Raw genomic sequence first — 25,608 nt, forward strand, 5'->3', positions numbered from 1 at the left:
CGCCCGGTCGACATCGTCCGTCACCGCGCGTGGAACATGGTCCAGGTCTCCACGAGCGTGAAGCCCATCGACTCGTAGAGCGGGCGACCCATCACGCTGGTGTGCAGGTAGGCGGCATCCGCGCCGGCAGCGATGCCGTCCCGCAGAACCGTTTCGGTGATCACCCGGCCGAGGCCACGGCCCCGGGCGGACGGAACCACGGCGATGTTGAACACGCCGACCACCCCGGACGTCAGCATCCCGAGCCCGGTGCCGACGGGCTGGCCCGACTCCTCGGCCAGGTAGCCGGTGATGGGCTCGGCGTCGAGCACCGCACCGCCCGTCAGCGATCCGAAGAGGCCCTCGGGAACCTCGAAGCTCCGGGTGAGCGCGTCGGTGTAGAGGTCGTTCTCGGCGGCGCCGACCTGACGCACCGAGGGTCGCTCTGCCGAGCCGGCACGGAAGGTGAGATCGTCCGCCGCGCAGGCCAGCAGGGGCAGCTCGGCGCGTTCAAGGAGGCCGTGCCGGGCCGCGAGGCCAGCGACCTGGTCGTCCGCCTCGCCCCTGACGATGATCGACCAGTGCGCGGCCTGCCTGCCGACCTCGGTCGCCATCTCGTCGAGTGAACCGAGATCGGGCTGGGTGGACCTGTCGTAGGCCGCGTTGAGCGTCGCGACGCCGGCCTGCGTCACCCCCGCGCGGGCGGTGCCCATCTCGGCGTACCCGCCCTTCGGGGTCACTGTGCACAGCGTCTCGAAGGCGTCGAAGTACGCCGCCGCCATCCGATCGGCGCTGATGTTCATCACGGACTCCCTAGACCGGTCGTTCTGCTTCGGTCGACAACCTAGCCACCGATCACGCGGACCGGCAAATCACTGGCACGAGGCCCGCCACCTGCTGTCCGGTCTCGAACCGATCAGGAATCGAGAAGCCCGCCTGGGCCGAGCGCCCTAGCCTTTCCCCAGGTGGACGGCAGCATGCCGACCTGCACGACGATAGGGAGCCCGAGAATGTCCGCGAAGACCACTACCGTGTCCGACGGCTTCAGCGCCGAGGAGCGGGCCGCGATGAAGGAACGCGCCGCCGAGCTGCGCGCCGAGGGCAAGAAGGGCGCCAAGAAGGCGGACGGGCTGCAAGCGGTCCTCGACCGGATCGCGCAGATGGAGCCGGAGGACCGCGCGCTCGCCGAGCGGGTGCACGTGACGGTGACCGCCGCCGCCCCCGACCTGACGCCGAAGACCTGGTACGGGATGCCCGCCTACGCGAACGAGGACGGCAAGATCGTCGTCTTCTTCCAGGACTCCGGCAAGTTCAACTACCGGTACTCGACAGTGGGCTTCCAGGACCCGGCCAACCTCGACGACGGGGACCTCTGGCCGGTGGCGTACGCGTTGCAGCAGTGGAGCCCGGCCGTGGAGAAGAAGATCACCGAGCTGGTGCAGAAGGCGATCTCCTGACCGATGCCCGCCCCCTCGTCGGCTGGCCCACGGTGCGATGATCGAGGGCCGGAGAGCCGACGGAGACGGGTGGTGCGGACGATGCGGTACAGGCCGCCAGCGGTACGAGGAGTCCCCCGATGACCGGCCGGGCCGGCGAGGTGTTCGACGCTGGTCGGACGGTGTCCGACATCGAGTCGCTGCTCGCCGCGGACCTGCCCACGGACGGTGTCCCGGTCGACGAGGGAGACCCGGCCACCGGTGAGTGGACCGGCACCCGGGGTGCGGGCTTCCGGATCGCTCCGCTCTGGGAGAGCGAGGCGCTGACGGGTGTGTACGGCGCCGAATGGAACCAGGCCGAGGAGGCCGCCGAGGCGAACCTGGCCCTCGTCGTACGGGAGTTGGACCGGAGGTGGGGTGCGCACCGCAGGGTCTGCATGCGGGTGCCGCTGTTTCGGCATCAGGCAGGTGCACCAATGCCGGCGCTGTTCCAGTCGCTCAGCGACAGGGACTGCTTCGGCGATCTGACGGTCTGGGGGCCGACGGTGACCGAGGGTCGGTGGGTCGCTGTCTCGGTCAACCAGTGTGACGGCGACGCTCCCATGATCATGACGGCGGTCGTCAGTCAACTACCGATCATCGAACTGTCGGACTGACCTGCCCGGTGACCCACGGCCCGGGTGTGGGGCTGTCATCGACGTTGCCGACGGCTCCTATGGTTCGGGCATGTCGATCACAGACCAGGCGTTGGCCATCGAGGCGGCGGAAGCTGGGGGCGCAGTCGTCCGCTCCCGGTACGGCTCGGAGCTGACGCGCGTCATGAAGAGCGGCGGTGACTTCGCCACCGCTGCCGACGTCGAGGCCGAGCGGGCCATCCTCGACGTCCTGCGCGCGGCGCGTCCGGACGACGCGGTGGTGGCCGAGGAGAGCGGGCGTACGGGTACCGGCGACAACGGGCGCACCTGGCTGGTCGATCCGCTGTGCGGCACGTTGAACTTCGCCGCGCGGACCATGCTGGCCTCGGTCAACGTAGCCCTGCGGGTCGGGTCGGACGTCACGGTGGCGGCCTCGGTGGACCCGTTCGCCGCCGAGGTGTTCTGGGCCGACGGCACCGCCGCGTACGTCCGGAGCGCGGGGACTGACGAGCGACTCGTCCCCTCGGCCGAGTCGACGCTCGTCGACCTGAATCTCGACCCGCCCTTTCCCAACCGGGACGGCTTCCTGGCCGCCCGCCTGCTCACGGACGAGGGTTTCCTCGAACGGTTCCGGCCCCGGGTGGTCTCCACCAGCCTGGCCGTGGCCTGGGTCGCCGCCGGTCGCCGCGCCGCCTATGTGACCGACCGCCACGACCTGCGGAACAGCGTCCACTTCGCGGCCGGAATCGCGCTCTGCCAAGCGGCCGGCTGCGTGGTCACCGGGCTCGACGGTCAGCCGCTGCACACCGGTGGGGACGGTCTCGTCGTTGCCGCTGACGAGCGGACGCACGCCGCCCTGCTGACGCTCGTCCGGAAACAGGGCTCGCTATCGACCCGGCCTTGACATGAAGTGCGGTTGAGGTTCTAGCGTCCCTAGATGATCACGTCAGGGCCGCCGTGCCCGGACGTACGTCAGCTGAGCACCACCGTCGAAGGGATTCCGATGTTCCTGTCCCGCCTTCTCCGCCCGCGTACCCTCGCGAGCGCGCACTGCGACCTCCCCTGCGGCGTCTACGACCCGGCGCAGGCCCGCATCGAGGCCGAGTCGATCAAGGCAATCTCCGAGAAGTACCAGGCCAGCGACGACCCGGAGTTTCGCACCCGCGCGTTGCTCATCAAGGAGCAGCGAGCCGAGCTGGTGAAGCACCACCTCTGGGTGTTGTGGACCGACTACTTCAAGCAGCCGCACTTCGAGAAGTACCCCCAGCTGCACAGCCTCTTCAACGAGGCGACGAAGCTGGCGGGTGCCGGCGGCGCGAAGGGCGCTGCGGACCCGGCGGTCGCCGAGCAGCTCCTCGGCAGGATCGAGGAGATCTCGAAGATCTTCTGGGAGACCAAGCAGAACTGATCAACCGGCACCCGGTGGCACCGGCCACCCGGTTCGGCGTACCGCGTTCGGGAGGAACCGCATGACGTCGCGCACCGACCTCGTCGAAGAGTTGATGGGCCGTTTCCCACACGTGCCACGGGAGGCGGTCCTCAAGGAGGACCTGCTGCGGGGCGGGCTCGCCTTCGACGACGCGGCACTGACCGACAACGAGCACGGCGACGTCAAGCCGAAGTCGTACTTCATCTTCTCCTTCGACCACCGGACGCTCCCGGAGTTGGGGACGGCGGCGCTGCGCCGGCCACCGGAGGAGATCGTGCTCACCGGCGGCCCGTACGACCTGCGTCGTACCGTCGTGTCGGTCCGTACCAACCCCAGCTCGCCGTACCGCGTCGGCACCGACAGCGACGGTCGACTGCGCCTGTTCCTGGACGGACAGCCGATCGCCGATGTCGGGTTGCCCCCCATGCCGGCGTACTACCGCCACACCCTCGCCAACGGCAAGTCGGTGATGGAGGTCGCCCCGACGATCCAGTGGGGCTACCTGATCTACCTGACCGCGTTTCGGGTCTGCCAGTACTTCGGTGCCAAGGAGGAGTGCCAGTACTGCGACATCAACCACAACTGGCGCCAGCACAAGCAGGCCGGCCGGCCCTACACCGGGGTCAAGCCCGTCGACGAGGTCCTTGAGGCCCTGGAGATCATCGACCGGCACGACGTCGATCGCGCGTCGCAGGCGTACACGCTGACCGGTGGCAGCATCACCTCGCAGGTCAACGGGCTGGCCGAGGCCGATTTCTACGGCCGGTACGCGCAGGCGATCGAGGAGCGGTTTCCGGGACGGTGGATCGGCAAGGTGGTGGCCCAGGCGCTGCCCCGAGCCGATGTGCAGCGGTTCCACGACTACGGAATCCGCATCTACCACCCCAACTACGAGGTGTGGGACAAGCGGCTGTTCGAGTTGTACTGCCCGGGCAAGGAGCGGTACGTCGGTCGGGAGGAGTGGCACCGGCGCATCCTCGACTCCGCCGAGGTGTTCGGCCCGCGCAACGTGATCCCGAACTTCGTGGCGGGCGTGGAGATGGCCGCCCCGCACGGCTTCACCAGCGTCGACGAGGCGATCGCGTCCACCACCGAAGGGCTTGACTACTTCATGTCCCGGGGGATCACGCCCCGGTTCACCACCTGGTGCCCGGAGCCCACCACACCGCTGGGCCGGACGAACCCGCAGGGCGCGCCGCTCGAATACCACGTCCGCCTGCTGGAGGCGTACCGGGCGACGATGGACGCCCACGGCCTGTCCAGCCCGCCCGGGTACGGCCCGGCCGGGCCCGGACGGGCGGTCTTCTCGGTCAGCTCCTTCATGGACACCCTGCCGTCCACTGATTCGTGACGGACGGCCTCGGCTGGCCCGCCCGGTTCGATCCGCCGAGGAGCGGTATACCTCAGAGGCATGTTCATACCGCTGAGGTATACCGCTCACCGCCGCAGTCGGCCGAGCCACACCCCGCCGGTTCACACCGGCAGGGTTGTGACTCACCCGTCTAGCTGGCGTACGTCTCGAACTCACCGACCCGTGGCGTACCGCTGGAGCTGTTGATCCTGAAGTTGATCTTGCTCATCGCGGTGGCCGAGAAGGTGATCGAACCGGCTCCGCTGCCGGAGGCCAGGACGGCTCCGTTGTCGTTGTTGATCAGTTGCCAGGACCCGATGGAGCCCTGGGTGCCGGACGGCTCGCGGATCACCACCCGGGACACCCGGGTCGCGGAGCCCCACTTGATCGAGATCGTGCCGGTCGACCCGGCCGGCGACCAGTAGGTGCTCAGATCGCCGTCCCGCACGTTGCCGTAGCTGGTCCCGCTGGCCTTGCTGGAGCCGTCGGCGCCCGCGCCGAGGCTCAGGTTGGTCCCGCCGGTGGGCGGAGGCGTGGTGGGCGGCGGGGTCGTGGGCGGAGGCGTGGTCGGCGGCGGTGTGGTGGGCGGCGGGGTCTGCGGCGAGCAACTGCCGTCTGACACCTTCAGGCCCGTGTTGGCGCCGACCGTCTGGCGGACGACGTCCGGCACACAGCTCGCCCCGTCGAGGCGGTACGAGTACGGGATGCTGACGGTGGTGTTGGAGGTCGGGTTGGGGCCGGCGGGGTAGTTCTCGCTGCCGGCGCTGGACCAGGTCACGTTGTCGAAGACGTTGCCGGCGACCTGCCAGTAACCGCGCTCGTTCGTGTAGAAGGTGCCCAGCACGTCCTTGGAGTCGCGGAAGTAGTTGTTCTCCACCTTGGCCCTGGCCCCCGCCCGGGAGTTGATCCCGGACTCGTGCAGGCTCACGTAGTGGTTGTTGTAGATGTGGGCGACCCCGCCGCGCAGCAGCGGCGTACGGGAGTCGATGTTCTCGTAGAGGTTGTGGTGGTACGTGATGAAGCCGTTCGACAGGTCGCTCTCACTGGACCCGACGAGGCCGCCGCGACCGGAGTTGCGCAGGATGCTGTAGGACAGCGTCACGTACTGGGTGTTGTCCTTCATGTCGAAGAGGCCGTCGTACCCCTCGGACTCGCCACCCGAGGCCTCCAGGGTGACGTGATCGACCCAGACGTTGCGGACAGTGCTCTCCATGCCGATGGCGTCCCCACCGTTGGAGGTGGGCGAGCCCGACTTCTTGACGTTCCGCACCGTCACGTTCTGGATGATGATGTTGCTGGAGTCGCGGATGTGGATGCCGAGCTGGTCGAAGACGGCGCTGCCGACCCCGATGATGGTGACGTTGCTGATCTGCTTGAGCTCGATCACGCCCGCCGCTGTGTTGCAGCTCGACCCCGACACCTTGCTGGTGTTGCCGTGGTTGATGGTCCCGCTGACCTCGATGGTGATCGGGGTGCTGCTGCTGGTCCGACCGCACAGAGCCGCGTGGATCGCCGTGCCGGTGGTGGCCCGTACCGTCTGCCCGCCCGCGCCTCCGGTGGTCCCGCCGTTCTGGGTGGCGTAGCCGGTGGCGCTGCCGACGGCCGCCGAGGCCTGCGGGGTCGGCAGGGCCACCACCCCGACCGCGATCACCACGGCCGCCGCGGCCAGCACTGCCTGGCGTCGCAGCACAACTGGTCGTCTCATGTCGTCTCACCTTCGCATTCGTCTCGTTACCGGCTTCGAATCGACGGACGTCGCGACCCCACCCGCCCACGGACAGAATTCAGAAATTGGCGGCAGTCAATCGCGGAGTCTTCATCAAGGTCTCTCGCGCCCTGGTAGAAGCAGGGTTGTGTCGTGTGAGCGGAGTGCGCCCGGTGACATCGCTCGCCCGACCGTCATATGAAACATCGATGTAACGCAATCGTAGGAAAGCGGTTTCCCTGAACGCAATAGCTGACGCTTGCAGGTTTGTTGCAGCGCTCGGTATTGACACCGCCGAGCCCGCCACCGATGCTCTGCTAAATCAGTTTAGCGACCGGCTGACTCCGACCCGTCCCACTCCCGGTCCCCGGGCGGATCGCTGGCTGAGGGCTCCACCCCCGAGAAAGGACCCGCATGAGACTGCGAAAAGGACTGATCCCGCTCGCCGCCACCCTCGTCCTGGCCGGCGCCTCCGGCACCGCGTACGGCAGCCCGAGCGACAGCAGGGGCGCCACCGACGGAATCCGCAGCATCACCCCGATCACCACCGTCTACACCTACGGCCAGAAGGTCTCGGCGGTGGCGATCGAGTACGGGGCCACTGTCAACCCCCGCACCCTCGACACCGCCACGTTCTCGGTGACCGACACCATCTACAACTTCCGCTTCAACCCCATCGAGGACCTGCCGAAGCTCGCCGACCGGACCGTCACCCACACCTACACCAACGGGACACCAGGCACCCGTGCCGACCACCGATCGGCGCCAGGCCGGTACGTCATCGTCGAACTCGACCCCGCCGACACCGGCGGCTCGACGGTCATCGTCTCCAAGTGCCCGACGTTCCTCTGCACGGTGAAGGTCAATCCGGAGCTGCCGACCCGGGTCGTGCAGCGCAAGGACGTGCACGGCCAGCCCGGCCGTGGGGCCGGCAAGGGGCCGGTGCTCGCCCGGGCCACCCCGCGCGAATCGCGTCCGGTCACCGAGAAGCCGGTCAACCAACTGGTCGACGAGTTCACCTACGGCTCGTTCCTGAGTGGCGGAATGGTGCTGCCGTACCACTACCACCTGCCGAAGAACTACCAGCCGGGCCGCAAATACCCACTGATGGTCGTCCTACCCGGCCACGGCATGGGCTGGGACGGTGACAACCTCGGCGTCCAACTCGCCGCCGACATCCCGGCGACAGCGTGGCTCCAGCCGCAGTGGACCGGCACCGCCGAGGACGTCATCGTCCTGGCACCCCAGCACCAGCGGGTCGGTGGGGTCGCCGAGGCGGACCTGCTGGTCAAGCTGCTCGACCAGTTCGTCGGCCAGTTCGCGGTGGACACCCGTCGGGTGTACGCGACAACCGTCTCGTACGGCTCCCAGCTGCTCTGGGAGGCGTTCGCCAAGCGTCCCGACCTGTTCGCCGGCGGGTTGGTGACCGGTGGTTTCCCGGTCAACGCCACCCAGGTGACCGCCATCGCGGCGGCCGAGGTGCCGGTGTGGATCACGCACGGCGAGCACGACCACCTGCTCAACGTCTCCGGCGCGCGTAACTCCACGTCGGTGCTGCGGCAGGCGTACGCCGCCCGGGGCAAGACGCCGGAGCAGGCAGCGGACCTGGTGCGCTACACCGAGTACGCCGACGCTGCCTTCTCGTTGCCGGACTACCACGCGGCGTTCGGGCCGACCTACGAGGACGCCGGCATCCTGCGCTGGCTGCTGGGCCAGTCCAGGTCCTGAGGCCGCGGACCGGGCGACGCCTCGCCGCGACCCGGCAGCGCGATTGCTTCGCGCCGCCGGGTCACCGGCGGGCGTCGCTCGCGTCGGGCTCGGCAGCAGCGGGCGCGCCCCCGACGAGCACTGACTCCTGACCCTCCTGCCGGCCCTCCTGCCTCGCGCGGGCCAGCAGCCCGGCCAGCCGACGCCGCCGGTGCCGGGACGCCGCCCGCAGCCCGAGGAGCAGGCCGGCGAGCAGACCCAACAGTGCGAGCTGCGCCCACGGTACGACCCAGGTGGTGACGGTGGCCGAGGCCGGTCGGAGGTCGGCCCCGGCCTGGCCGTCGCCGAGAAGCGTCGGCGAGGTGCTGACTGTGGTGCGGAGGCGCCCCAGGGCCCAGACGCCGTCGGCCCGGGTCTGCACCGTCCGAGCGCCGCCGGGCAGCAACTCCTCGACGGCGCTGGTGGCGTCGTGGCTGCTCCGGCCCAGGAGGTCGGACATCGCCACCCGACTCGTTCCGCTGACCCAGACGTTGCCGTCGTTCTCGACTGTGTAGCGGACCCGCACCGTGCCACCGGCGAAGGGGTTCCACGACGGGGAGTACGTCGCCCCGAGGCCCCGGACGGCCAGGGCAGCCTGCGCGGAGCCGTTCACCCGAAGCATCACCCGGAAGCCGACGCGGCTCTCGACGTTGACAGTGCCGCCGGTGCTGGTGACGGTAGCGGCGATGCCGGCCGGATGGTCGCCCGGTGTGGCGCCCCGGGGCACCGTGATCGTGAACGGCACCACCCGTGTCTCGTTGGGGCCGACGGTGACCTTCTCCTGCACGTCGATCCAGGTGCCGCCGTCGACGGAGGGGCGGTCGGACGACAGCATGTTGAAACGGCCCTTGTCGGTGAGGTAGCCGTCGGCCGCCTTCAGGGAGAAGGCGACGGCGGTGCGGCTGAAGTTCCGTACCGCCAGGTGTTCGGTCACCGCCTGCCCCGGGTCGAGGCTCGCGTTGATCCATCGGCGTTGGTCCGGCCCGCTCGCGGTGGCCGGTTGGACCGTCCAGGTCAGGGCCTTCGGGTCCGGTTCCGCCGCCGCCGCGCTCGGCGCGGCCGCAACCGCGAGGGACGCGACGGCGAGGACGACGAGCGCGCGGCGCAGCGGGGTGACGGTCATGAAACGGCCCTTCGGCACGGGGCTGGGCGGGGGCCCGATCCGGGCCCCCGCCCAGGCCACTACTCGAACAGTGAGAGCGTGAGCGTGGAGCTGTACGCGCCGGCGGCGACCTCCGCGGGGGTCCGCAGGTACAGGTCGGCGTTCACCGAGTACGAGTCGCTGGCGACGGCCTCGGAGTCGAAGGCCGAGACCAGCAGCTCCTGGTCGACGAGGCCGACATTGTTGCCCGGCTGGGTCGCCTCGTCCAGGCTGGTCACCACCTCCTCGCCCTCGGTGACCAGGCCGGTCTCCCCGCCGTCGAGCAGGCGCGGCTTCCAGCCGAAGTGGTCGGCGGTGATCGGCGCCTGGCCGGTGGTGCCCACGAAGTCGGTAGCGCTGCCGAGCACCGCCCAGTTGGCGCCGTCGGGCACCTCGTCGGCGACACGGGTGTCGGTGACAGTCACCGTCGGCAGCGTGCCGACGAACTGGCGAACCAGCAGGGTCGAGCCGTCCTCGGACAGCGCGACGGCGTCGCCGGCGATCGACAGGGCGAGCACGCCCGGTTCCCTGATCTCGTCGATGTCGACAGTGACCCGCACGCTGGCGTCGTCACCGGGCTCGGCCAGTGCGGGCGACGGCAGCACCGCCGCCCCGGTCAGCACGGCGCCGACGACGCCGGCCGCGAGTGTCTGCCGCCGTTTGTATGTGTTCATGTGATCTCCGTTCTCCGCCATGAGGGGGTTATCCGCCGCAGGTGCCGGCGGGGTGTTGCACGGTGCGGACTGTCGTCACGTCGTGTCCGCCGATCGCCCCGGTCACCCGGGCGGTCGCCGAACCCGCCGGCACCGACACGGCACGGCTGTTGAAGGACTGGTAGGCGTTCGCGCCCGGTGCGACGGCGGTGAACGACCGCTCGCCGTACGGCGTCTCGAGGGTGATGCCGACCGGCGCGTCGTGGTCGTTGCGCGCCTGCACCGTCACGTACGCCTTGCCGCCCACGCATCGGGTGGAGGCGGTGAGCGTGACGGGCAGGTCGAGGCTGGCCGCCGCGAAGGCCCAGTTGTCGATCTCGAAGAGGTCGACACCGGCCGGGCCGGTGTAGGTGAAGTAGACGTCGTGCACGCCGCTGACACCGTCAAGCTCGGCGGTCACCTCGGCCCACTGGCCGACCTGGCTGTCCACAGTGGCAGTGCCGACGACGGGACCGTCGACGTCGTCCAGCCGGACCTGGATCTGCCCGCCGGCGGCGAGCGCACGCACCCGCGCCGTCAGGCTCTGCGCGCCGTTGTCACCGAAGTTCACCGAGGACAGCGCCGTCCAGTCCCCGTTGTCGATGTCACGGACCACGAGGTTGGGTGCCGCGCCGCCGAACTGGGCGGAGCTGCCCTCGACCTTCGTGGTCGCGACGCCCTTGCTCCAGCCGAAGGTCTCGGCCTCGAAGACGCGGTACGGGTCGAAGTCGCGGACCTGTTCCACGCCGGCGTAGGTGCCGACGACCTGCTGGATGGTGCCGTCCGGGTTGAAGGTCAGTTCCTGGATGTGCGGGCTGCGGTACCCCTGGGTGGTGTTGCCGTTGATGCGCTTGTTCAGCGTCGGGGCGTGGTACGTGAAGTAGTACTTGCCCCCGAACTCGAACACCGACTGGTGGTTGTTACCGCCGGTGCCGGCCCCGAAGAACTGCGACTGGTTGGGGAAGAGCACACCGGCGTAGGTCTCCTTCGGCCACGACATCGGCCCGTCGGAGATCATGTAACCGATCTGGCCACCCCCCGGGTAACCGGGGAGCGGTTGCTGGCTGCCACCGAAGTCGTTCCCGCCGAAGTGCGAGGAGTACGAGAAGTAGTACTTGCCCTGGCGCTTGAAGACGTGGCCCGCCTCGAAGGCGACCGGGGCGTCGACCACAGCGGCCGTTCCCTCGGTGGAGACCATGTCGTCGCCGAGTTCGATCGACCGGATGTTCTTCGGGTTGTTGAAGCGCTCGGACGGCGGCATGCTCGTCGACGCGGGACCACCACCGAAGTACAGGTACGGCTGGCCGTCGTCGTCGACGAACGGGGCCGGGTCGAACTTCCACGCGACGGCCTCGGCGCCGGGCGTACGGCCGTCGATCAGCGTGCTGGTGCGCTCGCTGGTCCACGGGCCGAGCGGCGACGCACCCGTGATCACGTTGCTGGAGCCACCGCCGTTGGCGTAGTAGAGGAAGAACTTCTCCACCCCGTTCACCACCTTCTTGGTGATGCCCGGAGCCCACGAGTTGGCGGTGAACGGGGCCACCCCGTTCGGGCCGGCGACCTGGATCTCACCGTGGTCCGTCCAGTTCACGAGGTCCTCGGAAGAGATCACCGTGATCTGGTTGATGTCGCCGTAGTTGATCCCCGGCGAGACGCCAGTGGTCGGGTTCGGGGCGTAGCCCTGGGTGTCGTTGGTCATGTACATGTAGACCCGGCCGTCGTGCACGAGGCCGAAACCGTCAGCCCCGAACTTGTGCCCGATCAACGGGTTGTGCTCCCCGGGCAGTTTGCCGACCACCTCGATGGTCTTCGACGCGGGCGCGGGCGGCGCGGCGCCGACCACCGACACGTCGTCGAGCTTGAAGTCCATCAGGTGCACTGCGGGGTCGGTGGACGGCGTGCTCGTCCAGGGGGTCTCGAAGAACAGGCGCGCCGTCGACACGCTCTGCGTCGTCGGGATCGTGAACGTTCCGTTGAACTGCGCCCACTGGCCCTTCGTCGCCGTCACGCTGACGAGGTTGGTGTAGGTGCCCCCGCCGTAGTGCATGGTGGCGAAGAACTGCTTCGTCGCCGGTCCGCTCTCGTTCTCGTACTTGATGCGGGCCGTGAGGGTGTATGCCTGGCCGGCCTGCACCTTGCCGCTGAGGTCCTGCATCGGGCCGGACCCGGTGGTCGTCCGGCTGGTGACCAGCGCCGCGTTCGCGCCGGAGTAGGCGTCCGACGTGGCCGACAACTGGGCGCCGTCGGCGGCGTTTCCGTTGTTGACGAACCAGTTGGTCAGGCCGTCCTCGAAGCCGCCGTTGACGACGAGGTTCGTGTCGGCGGCCTGGACCGGCGCCGCCGGGGCGACGAACCCCGTGGTCAGCATCAGGCCGACCGTCGCGAGCGCTGCGACCCGTCCTCGGGTCGCCCGTCGCATTCGTTGTTCCACGAGACATCCTCCTTCATCTCTGACGTGCGGTCATCGGTGTACGGGGGATCGGTGGGTGCGCTTCCGTGGGTGGTCCGGACATCAGGGGGTCGACGGCCGCCACCGGTCCGACAGTGGCCGGCGGCGCGGGACAGGTCCCGCTGTTCCGCGCCGCGCGGCCGTCGCCGGTGGTGCTGGTCGGTGAGCCGAGGGCTCGTGGTGGGGCTATCCGCCGCAGGCGTTGGCAGCGTGCTGGGCGGTGTGGACGGTGGTCACGTCCCGGCCGGCGACCGCCCCGGTGGCCCGGACCGTCGCCGAGCCGGCCGGCACCGACGACGCGCGGGTGTTGAACGACTGGTAGACGGTCGCTCCCGGCCCGACGGCGGCGAACGACCGGTTTCCGTACGGGGTCTCGACGGTGATGTCGACCGGCTCGTCCGAGTCGTTGCGCGCCTGCACCGCCAGGTAGGTCCTGCCACTCAGGCAACGCGCCTCGGCGGTGGCCGTCACCGGCAGCGCCGCCAGCACTCCGAGTCGGGCCAGTTGGTAGCTGAGTGCCCGCTCCGGTGCGTCGATCTGGTTCTGGGTGCCGAACTGGCCGTCCCGTGCCGCCGTCGCCGCCGCGAGCGCGGACTGCGTCGCGGCCCAGGCGTCGGCCGGGTAGTGGCGCGGGTCGAGCGTCTGCGCGTGGGCGACGGCCGCGTCGAGGGCTGTGGTGTCCAGTGGCCGGGCCTGCGCGGTCAGCACATCGCTGAGCAGGTAGTCGTCGAAGTCGACATGGCCGCCGGTTTCCTGGGTCGCGTAGTTGAACAGGCCCACCCGGTGACCCATGAAGTGGGCGAGGCTGCCGTCGAGCGCCTGCGGGCCCACCCGGTTGCCGAGCCGGGTCCACTGGATTCCGTCCAGGCTGTAGTAGAACGTCGTCCACAGTTGCCCGACCGGCGAGGAGAAGTCGAGGTCCGCCTTCAGGTGCACCTCGGTCGCGTCGCCCAGCGACACTGTCGTGCCGGCGAGGAAGTTCTCCAGCGTCGACTGGTCGAGGTCGACCGCGAACGGCTGCGACCGGTTCACGACGCCGAGGGTGTTGACGTCACCGACCCGCTTGACCGCCACGTACGAGAATCCGCGGTTGTAGGCCGCCAGGCCCGCGACGTCGCCGTTCTTCATCCCGGAGATGTCCATCCGGGTCTGGACCGACTGTCGTGGCCCGAACGTCCGCTGCGAGAGCGTGTTGCGTGCCTCCTCGAACCACGCCAGCTCGGCCCGGTTGGACAGCTTCGTGTAGACGTACTGGCCGGTGACCACAGAGCCGGCCGTCAACCGCAGCCAGCCGTCGCGGTCGGTGAGTGACCAGTACCGGTTGTCCGGGGCATGGTTCCATTCCCACGCCAGGTCCAGCCGCGACCCGTTGGGGGCGATCTCCGCCGGGTCGAGCGGCGCGGGGACCGTCCACTGCTCGTCCTGGTACGCCTTGTGCGGCGCGTCGTTGGCGAAGTCGTCCGAGGCGACGATGCTCTTCTGCCGCTCGAACAGCTCCTCGGCCGGGCTGAGCCGGATCGGCTTGTCGAACAGGCCGTTGACCGGTACGACGCCGTTGGTGCCGAAGGTCGGCCACCCGTTCTGCCAGGTGGCGGGGATGAGTGCCGGGATCCGACCGATCGGGAACGTGTCCCGGAAGAACATGCCGTGCCAGTCGGTCCCGCCGCCCGCGCGGCTGATCGGCACCAGGCTGCCCTGCGCGAAGCCGTTGGAGTTGAGCACTCCGCGCGCCTCGTAGGTGTTGACCCCACCGGCCGAGGTGTAGCGCCCGAGCAGGTCCTTCGACCGGAACATCACCACCTGGCGGCCCTGCCCGGACGGCCAGGTGATGATGACGGCGTAGTACCAGCCGTCGATGTGGTAGACCTGCGCGCCCTCGAACAGACCGCCGATGAACGGCTGCCCGGCGTAGTTGCCGGCGGTGAAGATGTTCGGATAGTCCTGCGCGATGGCGGTCAGGCCGGCGTTGAGGCGTACGGCGCTGGTGCCGCCGGAGCCGTAGAAGATGTACGGGGTGCCGTCGACGTCGAAGAAGAGCGACGGGTCGTGCAGGCCGCGGCCGAGGGCGGTGCGCTGCCACGGGCCGTTCTCGATGTCGTCGGTGCGGTAGAGGTACGCCCCGCTGAGGTTGTTGGTGTTGAAGACCGCGTAGAACGTGCCGTCGTGGTAGCGCAGCGACGACGCCCACTGGCCCTGGCCGTACGAGTTCTGGCCGTTGCGCAGTGAGAAGGAGTCGCCGATGCTCGCCCGGTCGAAGACGTAGTTGACGATCTCCCAGTTGACGAGGTCGTACGACTTCATGATCGGCGCGCCAGGGCTCAGGTGCATCGTCGTGCTGATCATGTAGTAGATGTCGCGACCCTCGTCGTTCTCGGCGGCCGGCACCCGTTCGACGCTGATGTCCGGCACGTCGGTGTTGAGCAGCGGCACCGAGTAGGTGCCGTCGCCGGTGTCGGTCGAGGTGTACGACGATCGGGGCGACCATCCGTCGGCAGCGTGCGCGGCGGCGGGGGTGGCCACCAGGATCGCACCGACGAGAACGGCCGTTGATGCGAGCGCGCACAGTGGACGGAGACGATCGGCGAGCACTGTGGACGCCAGTCGGGTCAACGTGGTGCTGGCGTGGTTGGTGGCGGCGTTCAGGCTGTTCACAGCGGATTCGCGGGCGATGTTCAGGACACGCGAGCGGACCGACACGACCAAGACGAGCTCCAAACGCGAGAGCGGCGTGAAGGCCATCGTGTTATCGCTAACAACGCCTGTCAAGACTATCAATGAAACGTGCCCGAACTATCCCCGTAACACCGCCGACCCTCCACAGTGGGCCGTGGTCCCGCGCCACCCCCCGGCCTCGGTGATCATGAAGTTGTTGCCACCTTGCACGGCGTGTCAGGGCAACAACTTCATGATCACCGAGGTGGCGCGGGGCGCCGGAGGTCAGGCTTCGAGGCAGGAGCGGACGGCGGCGGTGAGGCGGTTGGCGCGCTCGTCGCCCATCCCCCGCATCTGGTTGACCACGTAGCCGAACCCCACCTGGTGCTCGGCGTCGGCGAAGGCCAGATTCCCGCCCGCACCGTCGTGGCCGAAGCTGCGCTCCCCCAGCAACGGCCGCGCCGGTGGCGAGTGCAGCAGGAAGCCGGTCCCCCAACGCTGCCCCGAGTCCGGCGGGCCGTGTCGCTGCTGGCCACTTGAGCGGACGACCACCGCGTCGTCCACCGACGCCGCCGTGAGCAGTGGCCCACCCGCAAGGTCCGACACACAGGCGGCGTAGAGGCGCGCGAGGCCCTCCGCGGTGCTCACCGCGCCCGCGCCGGGAACACCGGCGGCCCGGATGGCGTCGTCGTTGAAGCTGACCAGGCCGTCGGCGTCGGCGGGAAAGGCGAAGGCGCCTCCCATGGTGATGCCGCGTTCGGCGACCGGGTCCACGAACCGGTCAGCGTCCGGGGGCGGTGCCAGGCCCCAGGCGACGGTGTCGCTCTCGGCGGCGGGCAGCCCGAGCCAGGTGTGCAGCCCGAGCCGGTCCGCGACGATGTCGGCGAAGAACGCACCGGGCAGTTGGCCGGTGATGCGGTGAATCACCTCGCCGACCAGCCAGCCGTAGGTCATCGAGTGGTACCCGTGCGCCGTACCCGGCTCCCACAGCGGGGCCTGCGCCTCGATCGCCTTGACCACCGGATCCCACGCCAGCACCTCGTCGAGGGTCAGCGGCCGGTCCACAGCGGGCAGACCTGCCTGGTGCGTGAGCAGCCAGCGCACCCTGATGTCCGCCTTGCCGTGCTGTCCGAACTCCGGCCAGTAGCGCGTCACGGGAGCGTCGAGGTCGAGCCGGCCCTGTTGGGCCAGCAGGTAGGCGCAGATCGCCAGGATCCCCTTGGTGCAGGAGAAGACGACGACCGGCGTGTGCGCGTCCCACGGTCGCCCGGTACGGGTGTCGGCCACCCCGCCGTACAGGTCGACGACCTTGCGGCCCCGCGCGTAGACGGTGACCGCGGCGCCGACCTCTCCCCGGGAGGTGAAGTTGTCGCGGAAGACGTCGGCGACGCGCCCGAAGCGATCGTCGACGTCGCCGTGGATCTGCGGCTGTGTGACCACTGCCTACCCCTTCACTGACCCTTGGATCAGGGCCTTGATGAACTGTCGCTGGAAGATCAGGAACACGATGAGGGTCGGGGTGAGGATCAGCAGCGACCCGGCACACAGCAGCACCAGGTCGGTGCCCCACTGGCCCTGGAACGCTCCGAGCGCCCCGGCCATCGTGCGTTTGCTGGCGTCGTCCACGAGGACGATGGCGAGCAGGAACTGGTTCCACGTCCAGAGGAACATCAGGATCGTCAGCGAGGCGATCGCCGGCCGGGCGAGCGGCACCTGGACCCGCCAGAACAACTGCCACGTGCTGCTGCCGTCCACCCGGGCCGCCTCGGACAACTCGACAGGCACGTTGGTGAAGTGCGCCCGCATCCAGAACACCGCGAACGGCATGTACAGCCCGATCAGCGGCAGGATGATGGCCCAGCGGGTGTTGAGCAGCCCGAGGTCCTGCATCTGGTAGTAGAGCGGCGTGACCACGGCCTCGAACGGCAGGGTCAGACCCAGCAGGAAGAGACCGAAGACGAGTCGGCCACCGGGGACCCGCAGCTGACCGAGCCCGAAGCCGGCCATGGTCGCGATGAGCACCGACACCGGTACGACACCGGCCACGATGAGCAGGCTGGAGCGGAGCAGGGCGCCCATGTTCGCGGCGGTGAAGGCGTCGGCGAAGTTCCCCCACTGTGGGTCCGACGGCCACTCCAGGCCGCTGGGCACTGTGCCCCGGGGCTGCAACGCCGCCGAGAGCATGCTCACGAACGGCAGCAGGGTGACGACGATCAGGGCGATCAGGAAGACCCGGCCGGTCAGCTGTTCGCGTCGGCTCAGGTTCACGGCTTCTCCCCTCGGCTCAGGCGCTGGATCGGCAGCACACACGCCAGCACGAGCAGCATGAGCACTACAGCGAGCGCCGAGGCGAGCCCCACCTGCCGCTGCGAGAAGGCCAGCCGGTAGATCTCCAGGCCCGGCACTGTGGTCTGGAGGCCGGGGCCACCGCTGGTGGAGATGTAGACGATGTCGAAGCTCGCCAGCGCCGCGATGATCGTGACGGTGAGGCAGACGCCGATCTCCTGGCGCAGGCTGGGCAGGGTCACAGCGAGGAACTCGCGGACCGGACCGGCACCGTCGAGGCGGGCGGCCTCGTACAACGCCGGATCGATCTTGCTCATGCCGGTGACCAGCAGAATCGTGCAGAGGCCGAGCAGGACCCAGGCCCCGATGACGCCGACGGCAGGCAGCGCCGTGTCGAAGTCGCCGAGCCAGGCACGAGCGACGCCACCCAGCCCGACCGCGCGCAGCGCCTGGTTGACCAGACCGTTCGACGAGAGCAGCCAGCTCCACGCGATGCCCGCCGCCACCAGGGGAATGACCTGCGGCAGGAACAGGATGGTCCGGACGACGGTGCCGAACGCGCCGGTGGTGATCCGGCGAACCATGCTCGCCACCAACAGCCCGAGCGCTACGGGAATGAAACTGAAGAAGACGATCAGCACTATCGCGTTGCCGATGATTTTCAGCAGGTCGCTGTCGGTGAAGACGGTGAGGTAGTTGTCAAGGCCCACCCAGCGGGCCACCCCGATGCCGTTCCAGTCGTAGAGCGAGTACTGAAGCGTCAGGACGAGCGGGCGCAGCACGAACACCGCGTACATCACCAGGGCGGGCAGGACGTACAACCAGCCCGTCCCGGCCGCGCGGGCCCACCGGAATCGGTGGGCCCGCGCGGGGGTGGGGCGGGCGCGACGATCGTCACGCCCGGTTGGTGCGCTGCCGAGGGCAGACGTCATCGGGACAGTTCCTTCTGATACTCGGCCTGGACCGCCTTCACGTACCCCTCGGGCGTCTGCTGACCGGCGATCAGCTTCTGCATCTCCGGCGTGATAGCGGCGGCGAAGATGCCGCCGGTCGCGTTCGCCGTGAAGTCCACAGCGCCGTTCTCCGCGCCGAGTTGCTGCGACGCCTTCAGGGTCTCGGCCAGCACCGTGTTCGGGGCGGCGCTCGGCACCGGCAGGTCACTCGGGCCGCCGGGGCTGGAGCCGCCGACGGTCACCGAGATCTCGCGGGCCTTGGCGTTGGTGTGCACCCAGTTCAGGAAGTACGCGGCGGCGTCCGGGTTCTTGGCCTTGGCGGAGACGCCGAAGGTGTTGGGGGCGGACATCGCCACGTGCTTCCCACCGGGAGACTCGGTGGGGAAGAGGAAGAAGCCGACGTTGCCGGGCATCGACTTGTCGAGGTTGGCCGACTCCCAGTCGCCGTTGAACATGAACAGGCCGTTGCCCTTCTGGAACTCCCCCACCATGCCCGCGTAGTCAAGGGCGTTGGCGTCCTTGGTGAAGTAACCGGCCTGGGCCCACTTCTGGATGGTCTGGGTGGCCTTCAGGGCGGCCGGGGTGTCGAACGTGGCCCCCGGCTTCTGGAAGATCCAGTCGGCGACCTGGGTCGGGTCGCCGAACTGGTTCTGTAGCGCCTGGTGCGGGAAGTTGATGCCCGCGGTGTTCTTGTTGAACTGCATGATCGGCTGGACCCCGCCGGTCTTCGCCTTGGCCAGCAGCTCCTCGAACTCGGCGACAGTGGTCGGCGGCTGGGTCATGCCGATCTGACTGGCCAGCTTCTTGTTGTAGAAGACGCCGGTGACGCTGTAGCCGAGCCCCATGCCGTACAGCGAGCCGGTGCCCCGGGTGTTCTCGCCGACGCGCAGCTGCATGAGCTGCGAGGCGGGGAACTTGTCCCAGCCGTACGCGGTGAAGTACGGGTCGAGGTTCTTGAGCAGGTCGTCCTTGACCAGGTCGACCATGGTCGGGAGCCGGATGATGTCGGGCGAGTTGTCCGAGGCCATCACCCGGGGCGCGTTCTCCACGATCACCGTGAACTGGTCCTCACGGATGTTGAACTTGACGTTCGAGTGCTGCTTGGAGAACTCGTCGGCCAACGCCTTGGCCAGCGGGAAGCCGGTCTCGGCGTACATGTCCAGGGTGATCGGGTCGGTGCCCAGCTCCGTCTTGACGGCGGCATCGGACTTCTGGGTCGACGACCGGTCCTCGCCCGGCGCGCTGCAGGCCGTCGCGGTCATCCCGACCGCGAGCAGCGACGCGAGGAGCACAGTTCTCCGTCGCGGAAACTTTGTCAGCAATTCTGTCATTTCATGACTCCTTGACATCTCCACGCGTCCCGCGACCCATGGCCGCGCGACGGCTCCACCGGGACCACCGCGACCGGGTGGCCGCCACGACACGTACGCCGTGACCTGTCGCCCGGGCGCAGCACCCGTACCGTCAGCAGAAAAGAACCCGGCACGGCCACCGAAGGCGCCTCTGGATGCACCAGAAGTGGTCGCTAAACTGATTTAGCAGAGCATGCGCGTGGCGCGGGGAGCTGTCAAGGACAACTTGGCAACGGTGCGGAAACGTCGGGTTCACACCGCGCCGACGTGACCGGCGCTCGTTCCCGGACGGCGACGCATCATGATGGGCGGGAGCGGCGCCTGTGGCACCGCGCCTGATTCGGAGGACTGATGGGCCGCAACAGAGCAACACTCGCCGACGTCGCGCGCAGAGCCGGGCTGTCCAAGACCGCCGCGTCGATGGTGCTCAACGGCAGGGAGGGCACCCGGCTCTCGGCCGAGGCGCACCAGCGGGTGTTCGCCGCCGCCGAGGAACTCGGCTACCGGCCCAACCTCGCCGCGCGCAGCCTGCGCACCCGCAAGACGGCCACCATCGCGTTCGTCTCCGACATCGTGGCCACCACCCGGTTCGCCGGCGACCTCATCCGCGGCGCCCTCGACGCGGCCCGCGAACGGGACCACGTCCTGCTCATCACCGAGACGCAGGGGGACGCCACCTTCGAGCAGTACGCCATCGAGGCCGTCCTGGACCGGCAGGTCGACGGGGTGATCTACGCGGCGATGGCGACCCGACGGCTGACGGTGCCCGCGGCCATCCTCGGCGGCCCGGTGGTGCTGCTCAACGCCACCAGCCCCGACGGCCTGCCCAGCGTGGTCCCCGACGACGAGGGGGCCGGACGCTCCGTCGCCAGCGCCCTGCTGGAGCTCGGCCACCGCGACGCGATCGCGCTCATCGGGCGCAACCGACTCAAGGAGGACGACCCGGAGGTCTCGCTCGCCGCCCGCGCCCGCCTGCACGGCATCCAACAGACGCTGGACGAGGCGAAGGTCCGCCTCCTGGCCGAGTGTTTCTGCACCGAGTGGTTGCCCGAGCACGGGTACGCGGCCATGCGCAGCCTGCTGAGCAAGCCGAAGCGACCCAGCGCGATCATCTGCATGAACGACCGGCTGGCCTTCGGCGCCTACCAGGCACTCGGCGAGGCGGGGCTGACCGTCCCGGAGGACATCTCGGTCATCTCGTTCGACGACGACCCGATCGCCGCCTGGTTGCGTCCCAGCCTGGCCACCACCGCGCTACCGCACGAGCAGATGGGGCGGCGAGCTGTCGAGCTACTCCTGGACGGGGGTGCCGCCGAACCCTCGCTCGTTCCGATGCCCCTGCGCCGACGCCGGTCCCTCGCGCCACCGGCCGGCTGACCACCGGCCCTCCGATCCGTGCCGACGGCTTGGGCTTTGACCGACGCTAAAACGGTTTAGTGCTAGGTTTCCGTCCATGCTTCGTCTACCCGACCACTGGGTGTGGGACAGCTGGTACGCGCGGGACGACAACGGCCTCTGGCACGTGTTCTTCCTGCGCGCGTCCCGCGCCCTGCACGACCCGCACCGCCGCCACCGCCGGGCCGGCATCGGCCACGCCGTCTCGACGGACCTGCGCTCGTGGCGCCTGGTCGCCGACGCCGTGGTCCCCGCCGACGCGCCCAGCTGGGACGACCTGGCGACCTGGACGGGCTGCACGGTCCGCGGGCCGGACGGACGGTGGTACCTGTTCTACACCGGGGTCAGTCGTGCGGAGGACGGGCTCGTCCAACGCATCGGACTGGCTGTCTCCGACGACCTCATGACCTGGCACCGGCACGGCACCGAACCGGTCGTCCAGGCCGACCCCACCTGGTACGAGCTGCTGGACAAGGAGCTGTGGTACGAGCAGGCGTGGCGTGACCCGTGGGTGTTTCCCGACCCCGACGGCGAGGGGTGGCACATGCTCATCACCGCCCGCGCCAACACCGGTCCGGCGAACACCCGTGGCGTCGTCGGCCACGCCACCTCCACCGACCTCGTCACCTGGACCGTCGCGCCGCCGCTGTCGACTCCGGCCGGCTTCGGTCACCTGGAGGTGCCCCAGGTGGCGGTCCTCGACGGGCAGCCGCTGCTGCTCTTCTCCGCCGAGGCCACCGGCAGCGCTCGGCACGACGACCACCGGATCTGGGTGGCGACCGGCGAGACCACCCTCGGGCCGTGGGACATCGCGTCCGCCCAGCCGTTCGCCCACCCGCACCTGTACGCGCCCCGGCTGGTCCCCGGACCCGCCGACGGCTGGTCCCTCATCGGCTTCCTCGACCACGTCGACGAAACGTTCGTCGGGGAACTCACCGATCCCATCCCGGTCCGCTACGAGGCCACCACCGGGTTGACGGTGGACCCGGCGAGGGCGAACGTGGCGCGCTGAACCGGACGGGGCCGGGCGGAGGCGTCACGCCCCCGGCCCGGACCCGTCGGTGTCCAGCTACTGGATCAACTGCGCAGCTGCCACTGCTGGTTGGTGCCGCCGCTGCAGGCCCAGAGGATCAACTTCGTGCCGTTCGCCGTAGCGGCGCCGTTGGCGTCCAGGCAGAGACCCGACTGCACTCCCGTGATCGTGCCGTTGGCGTTGACGTTCCACTGCTGGTTGGTGCCGCCGTTGCAGTCCCAGATCACCACTGCGGTGCCATTGGTGGTTCCCTGGCCGGAGGCGTCCAGGCACTTGGTGCCGTAGACCATGAGCTGCCGGCTCGCGGTGTGGGTCCACCGCTGGTTGGCGACGTTGCTGATGCAGTCCCAGATCTGGGCCTGCGTGCCGTTGGTCGTGCTGGAGTTGCCGATCTCGGCGCAGCGGCCCGACTGGGCGCCCACGATCTGCACGTTCGTCGGGTTGGTGCTGCCGCCGCTCTGCACGCCAGCCGTGTTGATCACCGTCTGCGCGCCCGACGGCCAACTGCCGTTGCTGACAGTGACGTTGCTGTTGACCACGTTGCCGCGGTCGCCGTTCGTCACGTTCGTGCTGCCGTTGGTCGACCAGTTGTTGGTAACGGTGAAGTTGCCCATGTTCTCGGCGTAGTAGTAGTTGGCGGTCGCCCAGGTGCCGGTGGAGGAGAACACGTTGTTGCGGGCGGTGTAGTAACGCGAGCCCTCGTCGAAGTAGAGCCCGAACCAGCCGTTGGTCCGCAGGCAGTAGTTCTGGGTGATGGACCCACCGGGGTTCGCCGACAGCGTGTAGATGCACCCACCGTCTGTCATCTGCTGCATGACGTCGTGCACGTAGTTGCCGACGACCTGGTTGTTGGCAGCGGTGGTCGCCGTCGTGTACCGCGGCTGGTAGTTGTACAGGCCACGGTTGGCGTAGTGCTGGCTGCCTCCGGCGTCGTTGGCGCCCCAGCCGTAGCCGACCGACAGACCGGTGTACGGCATGTTGTAGACCTCGTTGTGCGAGACCAGCGAGGTGCTCACGTAGGTCGTCAGGATCGAGACGACACCCCGGTACTCCAGACCGAGATCGTGCACCTTGTTGTTGCTGATGGTCACGTTGCGGTTGACCATCCGCTGGTCGCTGGGGTGGTGGGCGTCGGCGCGTACGCCCCCGACCACGACGCCACCGGCGGAGTTGCGGGCGATCTCCGAGCGGGTGACGGTGATGTTGTTGGCCCCCAGCCCGACGCCGCTGGCGTGGGCGTTGGCGTCGTTGCCGATGCCGATGGCCGTCTGCCCGAGGTTGACGAACTGGGAGTCACTGAAGCTGATGGTGTTGGCGGCGGAGACCTGCACCGCGGCCGGCATCTGCGCCCAGCTCGGGCGGGTGGCCTCGAACAGCGGGCAACCCTCCTGGCAGGAGGTCAGCGCGTCCGACGGGCGGGCCCAGGAACCGACGATGTGCGCGCCGGTCTGCTGGTCGGCGAAGCCGTTGCTGCTACTCGGGCCGAGCCAGCTGGTGCCGGTGAAGGTGATCCCGCTGAACGAGATGTGGTGCGCGGGCGCGTCGTAGGTGCCGCCGACGTTCACCAGGGACTGCAACTGCGGCAGCTCCACGCTGACCGAGCTCATGTTCTGTCCGCTGAGCGGAATGTAGTTGAGCTGGCCGTTGGTCGGGTTGAGATACCACTCCCCCGCCGAGTCCAGGAACTCGTACGCGTTGGCCAGGTAGAACGGGCCCGCCCGGTGCGGGCGCGACAGCGTGTCGAAGCCGAAGGTGTTGTTGTTCCAGGCGGGCTGCTGCATCGTCAGGAAGTTGCCGCTGATGCTCTGCACCGGCGAGTACCGGTCGGTGAACGAGCCGACGCTCTCCACCTCGACCCGGTTCTGGTTGCCGAGGTTGTTGAGGTAGTTGAGCGCGCTGTTGGTGAACCGCATGCCGGACGTGGTGAAGGTGAAGTCGGAACGGTTCACGGCCGTGCGTGCCCGGGTGGCGACGACCCCGTTGACGTAGAGCTGACGGGAGTCGAGCCCGGCGGGAACGTTGGCCCGCCAGATGTTCTTGCCGGAGTCGACGAGCGACCAGCCGGTGACCGCCCGGGCGCCGGTGATCGTCGGACGTGCGCCGGAGGCCGCCCGCCAGATCACCTGATAGCCGTTGTTGCCCGAGTCGGCAGCGGTGAACCGCAGCGGCGACGAGAGCCGGTAGGCGCCGTTCGCCAACTCGACGACGATGTCACCGGACATCGCGCTGTTGATCGCCCGCACCGCGGTCTGGGCGGCGCCCAACGAACACGGTTGGCTGGCGGAACACGTGGTGCCGGTGCCGGAGGGCGACGCGTAGAGGGTGGTGGTGGCCGCGAGGGCCGGGGAGGCCGAGGCGGTCACCGCGACCACTGCGGTCACCGCTGTCGCGGCGGCGCCGGCCAGCAGTCGGCGCAGCGACGAAAGGGACGAGGACACGGGACGGTGCTCCTGACGTGAGAACGGGGTGGGGGTGGTGGAACGGCCTCGACCGGCGCGGGGGTGGCCGGTCGAGGCGGTCATCCGAGGATCTCCCGGAGATAACGCAGGCCGTCCGTGGCGAGACGGTCCTGCGAGGGGGCCAATGGACGCCAGATCGCCGCGGCGGTGGCGATGGCATCGTTCTCCGCCGTGAACGACTCGATGCAGATCGCGCCCTGGTAGCCGGTGTCCCGCAGGACGGCGAAGAAGCGGGGCCAGTCGAAGTGGTCAGCGCCGGGAGCGCCCCGGTTGGTGCCGCTGACCTGGACGTGCTTGATGTGCGGGCCGGCGACCGCGAGGGCCGCGTAGGGGTCCGCCTCCTCGATGTTCATGTGGTACGTATCGATCATGATGCCGACGTTCGGCGGTAGCCCGTCGATCAACTCGATCGTCTGCTCGATGGTGTTGACGACGCTCGTCTCGTAGCGGTTCAACGCCTCGACACCGATGCTCACGCCCACCTCGCCGGCCTGCTCGGCTACCGGCGCCAGGGCCCGCCGGAAATCCGCGTAGCAGGCCGCGCGGGCCGCCGCCGACATCCGCCAGGTGCGGCCGACCGAGGCGTACGCGGGGCCGCCGACGCAACCAGCGCCGACGGCCGCCGCGCTCGCCACGCAGCCCTTGAGGTACGCCACCGTCGACTCGACGACCGCCGGTGCGGCGTCGACCAGTTCCCGCCCCGGCGGGGTGACCGCGCAGACACCGGCGGCGACGAGGCCGTGCGCCGCCAACAGGTCCCGGGTACGGATCGGGTCCCAGTCGCCGGGCTGCTCGATCGGCAACTCGACCGCGTCGAAGCCGAACGCGGCGATCCGCGGAATCAGCTCGGCCAGGGCCTCGTCGTCGACCGGCGAGGCCCAGACCCAGGGGTTGACGCCGATGGCGTACATCGGA

The 25,608-nt window shown here is 69.2% G+C and carries 19 protein-coding genes and 1 pseudogene; 8 read left to right on the forward strand and 12 right to left on the reverse strand.

The window, feature by feature from the left end:
- Nucleotides 1–20: 20 nt before the first annotated feature.
- A complete protein-coding gene (locus tag AB0K35_RS15210) occupies nucleotides 21–782 on the reverse strand; it encodes a GNAT family N-acetyltransferase (RefSeq protein ID WP_238668985.1) in 762 nt (253 codons plus the stop codon).
- 207 nt (nucleotides 783–989) lie between these two features.
- On the opposite strand from AB0K35_RS15210, the gene AB0K35_RS15215 reads away from it, so the two are divergent.
- The 5 genes from AB0K35_RS15215 (at nucleotide 990) to AB0K35_RS15235 (ending at nucleotide 4,830) form a co-directional block, all read left to right on the forward strand.
- Complete coding sequence (locus AB0K35_RS15215) at nucleotides 990–1,436, forward strand: hypothetical protein (RefSeq protein WP_363885754.1); 447 nt, start codon at nucleotides 990–992, stop codon at nucleotides 1,434–1,436.
- A 119-nt stretch (nucleotides 1,437–1,555) separates the two neighbouring features.
- Nucleotides 1,556–2,071 carry a hypothetical protein gene (locus AB0K35_RS15220; RefSeq protein ID WP_363885756.1) on the forward strand — a complete coding sequence of 172 codons (516 nt, stop codon included), beginning with the start codon at nucleotides 1,556–1,558 and terminating at the stop codon, nucleotides 2,069–2,071.
- A gap of 70 nt (nucleotides 2,072–2,141) precedes the next feature.
- Nucleotides 2,142–2,954 carry an inositol monophosphatase family protein gene (locus AB0K35_RS15225; RefSeq protein WP_363885757.1) on the forward strand — a complete coding sequence of 271 codons (813 nt, stop codon included), beginning with the start codon at nucleotides 2,142–2,144 and terminating at the stop codon, nucleotides 2,952–2,954.
- Nucleotides 2,955–3,053: 99 nt separating this feature from the next.
- The gene (gene sodN, locus AB0K35_RS15230) at nucleotides 3,054–3,458 is read left to right on the forward strand and encodes a superoxide dismutase, Ni (RefSeq protein WP_238668997.1); all 405 of its coding nucleotides are present in this window, start codon (nucleotides 3,054–3,056) and stop codon (nucleotides 3,456–3,458) included.
- Nucleotides 3,459–3,519: 61 nt separating this feature from the next.
- Complete coding sequence (locus AB0K35_RS15235; RefSeq protein WP_238668989.1) at nucleotides 3,520–4,830, forward strand: radical SAM protein; 1,311 nt, start codon at nucleotides 3,520–3,522, stop codon at nucleotides 4,828–4,830.
- A 151-nt stretch (nucleotides 4,831–4,981) separates the two neighbouring features.
- Here AB0K35_RS15235 and AB0K35_RS15240 read toward each other — a convergent pair whose 3' ends face one another.
- Nucleotides 4,982–6,535 carry a polysaccharide lyase family 1 protein gene (locus AB0K35_RS15240; RefSeq protein ID WP_238668990.1) on the reverse strand — a complete coding sequence of 518 codons (1,554 nt, stop codon included), beginning with the start codon at nucleotides 6,533–6,535 and terminating at the stop codon, nucleotides 4,982–4,984.
- Nucleotides 6,536–6,949: 414 nt separating this feature from the next.
- Between AB0K35_RS15240 and AB0K35_RS15245 the strand changes: the two genes are divergently transcribed.
- Complete coding sequence (locus tag AB0K35_RS15245; RefSeq protein ID WP_363885760.1) at nucleotides 6,950–8,263, forward strand: hypothetical protein; 1,314 nt, start codon at nucleotides 6,950–6,952, stop codon at nucleotides 8,261–8,263.
- 61 nt (nucleotides 8,264–8,324) lie between these two features.
- Here AB0K35_RS15245 and AB0K35_RS15250 read toward each other — a convergent pair whose 3' ends face one another.
- The 8 genes from AB0K35_RS15250 to AB0K35_RS15285 all read right to left on the reverse strand — a co-directional run bounded on the left by AB0K35_RS15250 (nucleotide 8,325) and on the right by AB0K35_RS15285 (nucleotide 19,746).
- Nucleotides 8,325–9,404, reverse strand: coding sequence for a hypothetical protein (locus AB0K35_RS15250; RefSeq protein WP_238668992.1), 1,080 nt, complete (start codon nucleotides 9,402–9,404; stop codon nucleotides 8,325–8,327).
- 59 nt (nucleotides 9,405–9,463) lie between these two features.
- Complete coding sequence (locus tag AB0K35_RS15255; protein ID WP_238668993.1) at nucleotides 9,464–10,096, reverse strand: hypothetical protein; 633 nt, start codon at nucleotides 10,094–10,096, stop codon at nucleotides 9,464–9,466.
- 28 nt (nucleotides 10,097–10,124) lie between these two features.
- Complete coding sequence (locus AB0K35_RS15260; RefSeq protein ID WP_238668994.1) at nucleotides 10,125–12,545, reverse strand: family 43 glycosylhydrolase; 2,421 nt, start codon at nucleotides 12,543–12,545, stop codon at nucleotides 10,125–10,127.
- Nucleotides 12,546–12,749: 204 nt separating this feature from the next.
- Nucleotides 12,750–15,215 carry a glycoside hydrolase 43 family protein gene (locus AB0K35_RS15265; RefSeq protein ID WP_363885762.1) on the reverse strand — a complete coding sequence of 822 codons (2,466 nt, stop codon included), beginning with the start codon at nucleotides 15,213–15,215 and terminating at the stop codon, nucleotides 12,750–12,752.
- A gap of 285 nt (nucleotides 15,216–15,500) precedes the next feature.
- Nucleotides 15,501–16,655, reverse strand: a complete 1,155-nt coding sequence (locus tag AB0K35_RS15270) for a serine hydrolase domain-containing protein (RefSeq protein ID WP_363885764.1) — start codon at nucleotides 16,653–16,655, stop codon at nucleotides 15,501–15,503.
- Nucleotides 16,656–16,658: 3 nt separating this feature from the next.
- Entirely contained in the window at nucleotides 16,659–17,483 is an 825-nt protein-coding gene (locus tag AB0K35_RS15275) for a carbohydrate ABC transporter permease (RefSeq protein WP_238666868.1), read from the reverse strand.
- The gene (locus AB0K35_RS15280) at nucleotides 17,480–18,433 is read right to left on the reverse strand and encodes a sugar ABC transporter permease (RefSeq protein WP_238666867.1); all 954 of its coding nucleotides are present in this window, start codon (nucleotides 18,431–18,433) and stop codon (nucleotides 17,480–17,482) included. Before AB0K35_RS15280 ends, AB0K35_RS15275 begins: the two co-directional genes overlap by 4 nt.
- Complete coding sequence (locus AB0K35_RS15285) at nucleotides 18,430–19,746, reverse strand: extracellular solute-binding protein (RefSeq protein ID WP_363885767.1); 1,317 nt, start codon at nucleotides 19,744–19,746, stop codon at nucleotides 18,430–18,432. Before AB0K35_RS15285 ends, AB0K35_RS15280 begins: the two co-directional genes overlap by 4 nt.
- A 411-nt stretch (nucleotides 19,747–20,157) precedes the next feature.
- Here AB0K35_RS15285 and AB0K35_RS15290 point away from each other — a divergent pair, with 411 nt between their 5' ends.
- Nucleotides 20,158–21,183: a LacI family DNA-binding transcriptional regulator gene (locus AB0K35_RS15290; protein ID WP_238666865.1), complete on the forward strand. Its 1,026-nt coding sequence runs from the start codon at nucleotides 20,158–20,160 to the stop codon at nucleotides 21,181–21,183.
- 55 nt (nucleotides 21,184–21,238) lie between these two features.
- Nucleotides 21,239–22,213: pseudogene (locus AB0K35_RS15295) on the forward strand (family 43 glycosylhydrolase); the annotation flags it as partial.
- A gap of 65 nt (nucleotides 22,214–22,278) precedes the next feature.
- Here AB0K35_RS15295 and AB0K35_RS15300 read toward each other — a convergent pair.
- Nucleotides 22,279–24,672, reverse strand: a complete 2,394-nt coding sequence (locus AB0K35_RS15300; RefSeq protein WP_238666863.1) for an RICIN domain-containing protein — start codon at nucleotides 24,670–24,672, stop codon at nucleotides 22,279–22,281.
- 80 nt (nucleotides 24,673–24,752) lie between these two features.
- Entirely contained in the window at nucleotides 24,753–25,604 is an 852-nt protein-coding gene (locus AB0K35_RS15305; RefSeq protein ID WP_238666862.1) for a sugar phosphate isomerase/epimerase family protein, read from the reverse strand.
- Between the last annotated feature and the right edge of the window lie 4 nt (nucleotides 25,605–25,608).

This window comes from Micromonospora sp. NPDC053740, assembly GCF_040677775.1.
GTDB classification, from domain to species: Bacteria; Actinomycetota; Actinomycetes; order Mycobacteriales; family Micromonosporaceae; genus Micromonospora; species Micromonospora alfalfae.

What these genes read in the sequence shown, in the direction of transcription:
- AB0K35_RS15210 (WP_238668985.1), bottom strand. Translation starts at nt 782, where the DNA reads ATGAACATCAGCGCCGATCGGATGGCGGCGGCGTACTTCGACGCCTTC.
- AB0K35_RS15215 (WP_363885754.1), top strand. Translation starts at nt 990, where the DNA reads ATGTCCGCGAAGACCACTACCGTGTCCGACGGCTTCAGCGCCGAGGAG.
- AB0K35_RS15220 (WP_363885756.1), top strand. Translation starts at nt 1,556, where the DNA reads ATGACCGGCCGGGCCGGCGAGGTGTTCGACGCTGGTCGGACGGTGTCC.
- AB0K35_RS15225 (WP_363885757.1), top strand. Translation starts at nt 2,142, where the DNA reads ATGTCGATCACAGACCAGGCGTTGGCCATCGAGGCGGCGGAAGCTGGG.
- sodN (WP_238668997.1), top strand. Translation starts at nt 3,054, where the DNA reads ATGTTCCTGTCCCGCCTTCTCCGCCCGCGTACCCTCGCGAGCGCGCAC.
- AB0K35_RS15235 (WP_238668989.1), top strand. Translation starts at nt 3,520, where the DNA reads ATGACGTCGCGCACCGACCTCGTCGAAGAGTTGATGGGCCGTTTCCCA.
- AB0K35_RS15240 (WP_238668990.1), bottom strand. Translation starts at nt 6,535, where the DNA reads ATGAGACGACCAGTTGTGCTGCGACGCCAGGCAGTGCTGGCCGCGGCG.
- AB0K35_RS15245 (WP_363885760.1), top strand. Translation starts at nt 6,950, where the DNA reads ATGAGACTGCGAAAAGGACTGATCCCGCTCGCCGCCACCCTCGTCCTG.
- AB0K35_RS15250 (WP_238668992.1), bottom strand. Translation starts at nt 9,404, where the DNA reads ATGACCGTCACCCCGCTGCGCCGCGCGCTCGTCGTCCTCGCCGTCGCG.
- AB0K35_RS15255 (WP_238668993.1), bottom strand. Translation starts at nt 10,096, where the DNA reads ATGAACACATACAAACGGCGGCAGACACTCGCGGCCGGCGTCGTCGGC.
- AB0K35_RS15280 (WP_238666867.1), bottom strand. Translation starts at nt 18,433, where the DNA reads ATGACGTCTGCCCTCGGCAGCGCACCAACCGGGCGTGACGATCGTCGC.
- AB0K35_RS15290 (WP_238666865.1), top strand. Translation starts at nt 20,158, where the DNA reads ATGGGCCGCAACAGAGCAACACTCGCCGACGTCGCGCGCAGAGCCGGG.
- AB0K35_RS15305 (WP_238666862.1), bottom strand. Translation starts at nt 25,604, where the DNA reads ATGTACGCCATCGGCGTCAACCCCTGGGTCTGGGCCTCGCCGGTCGAC.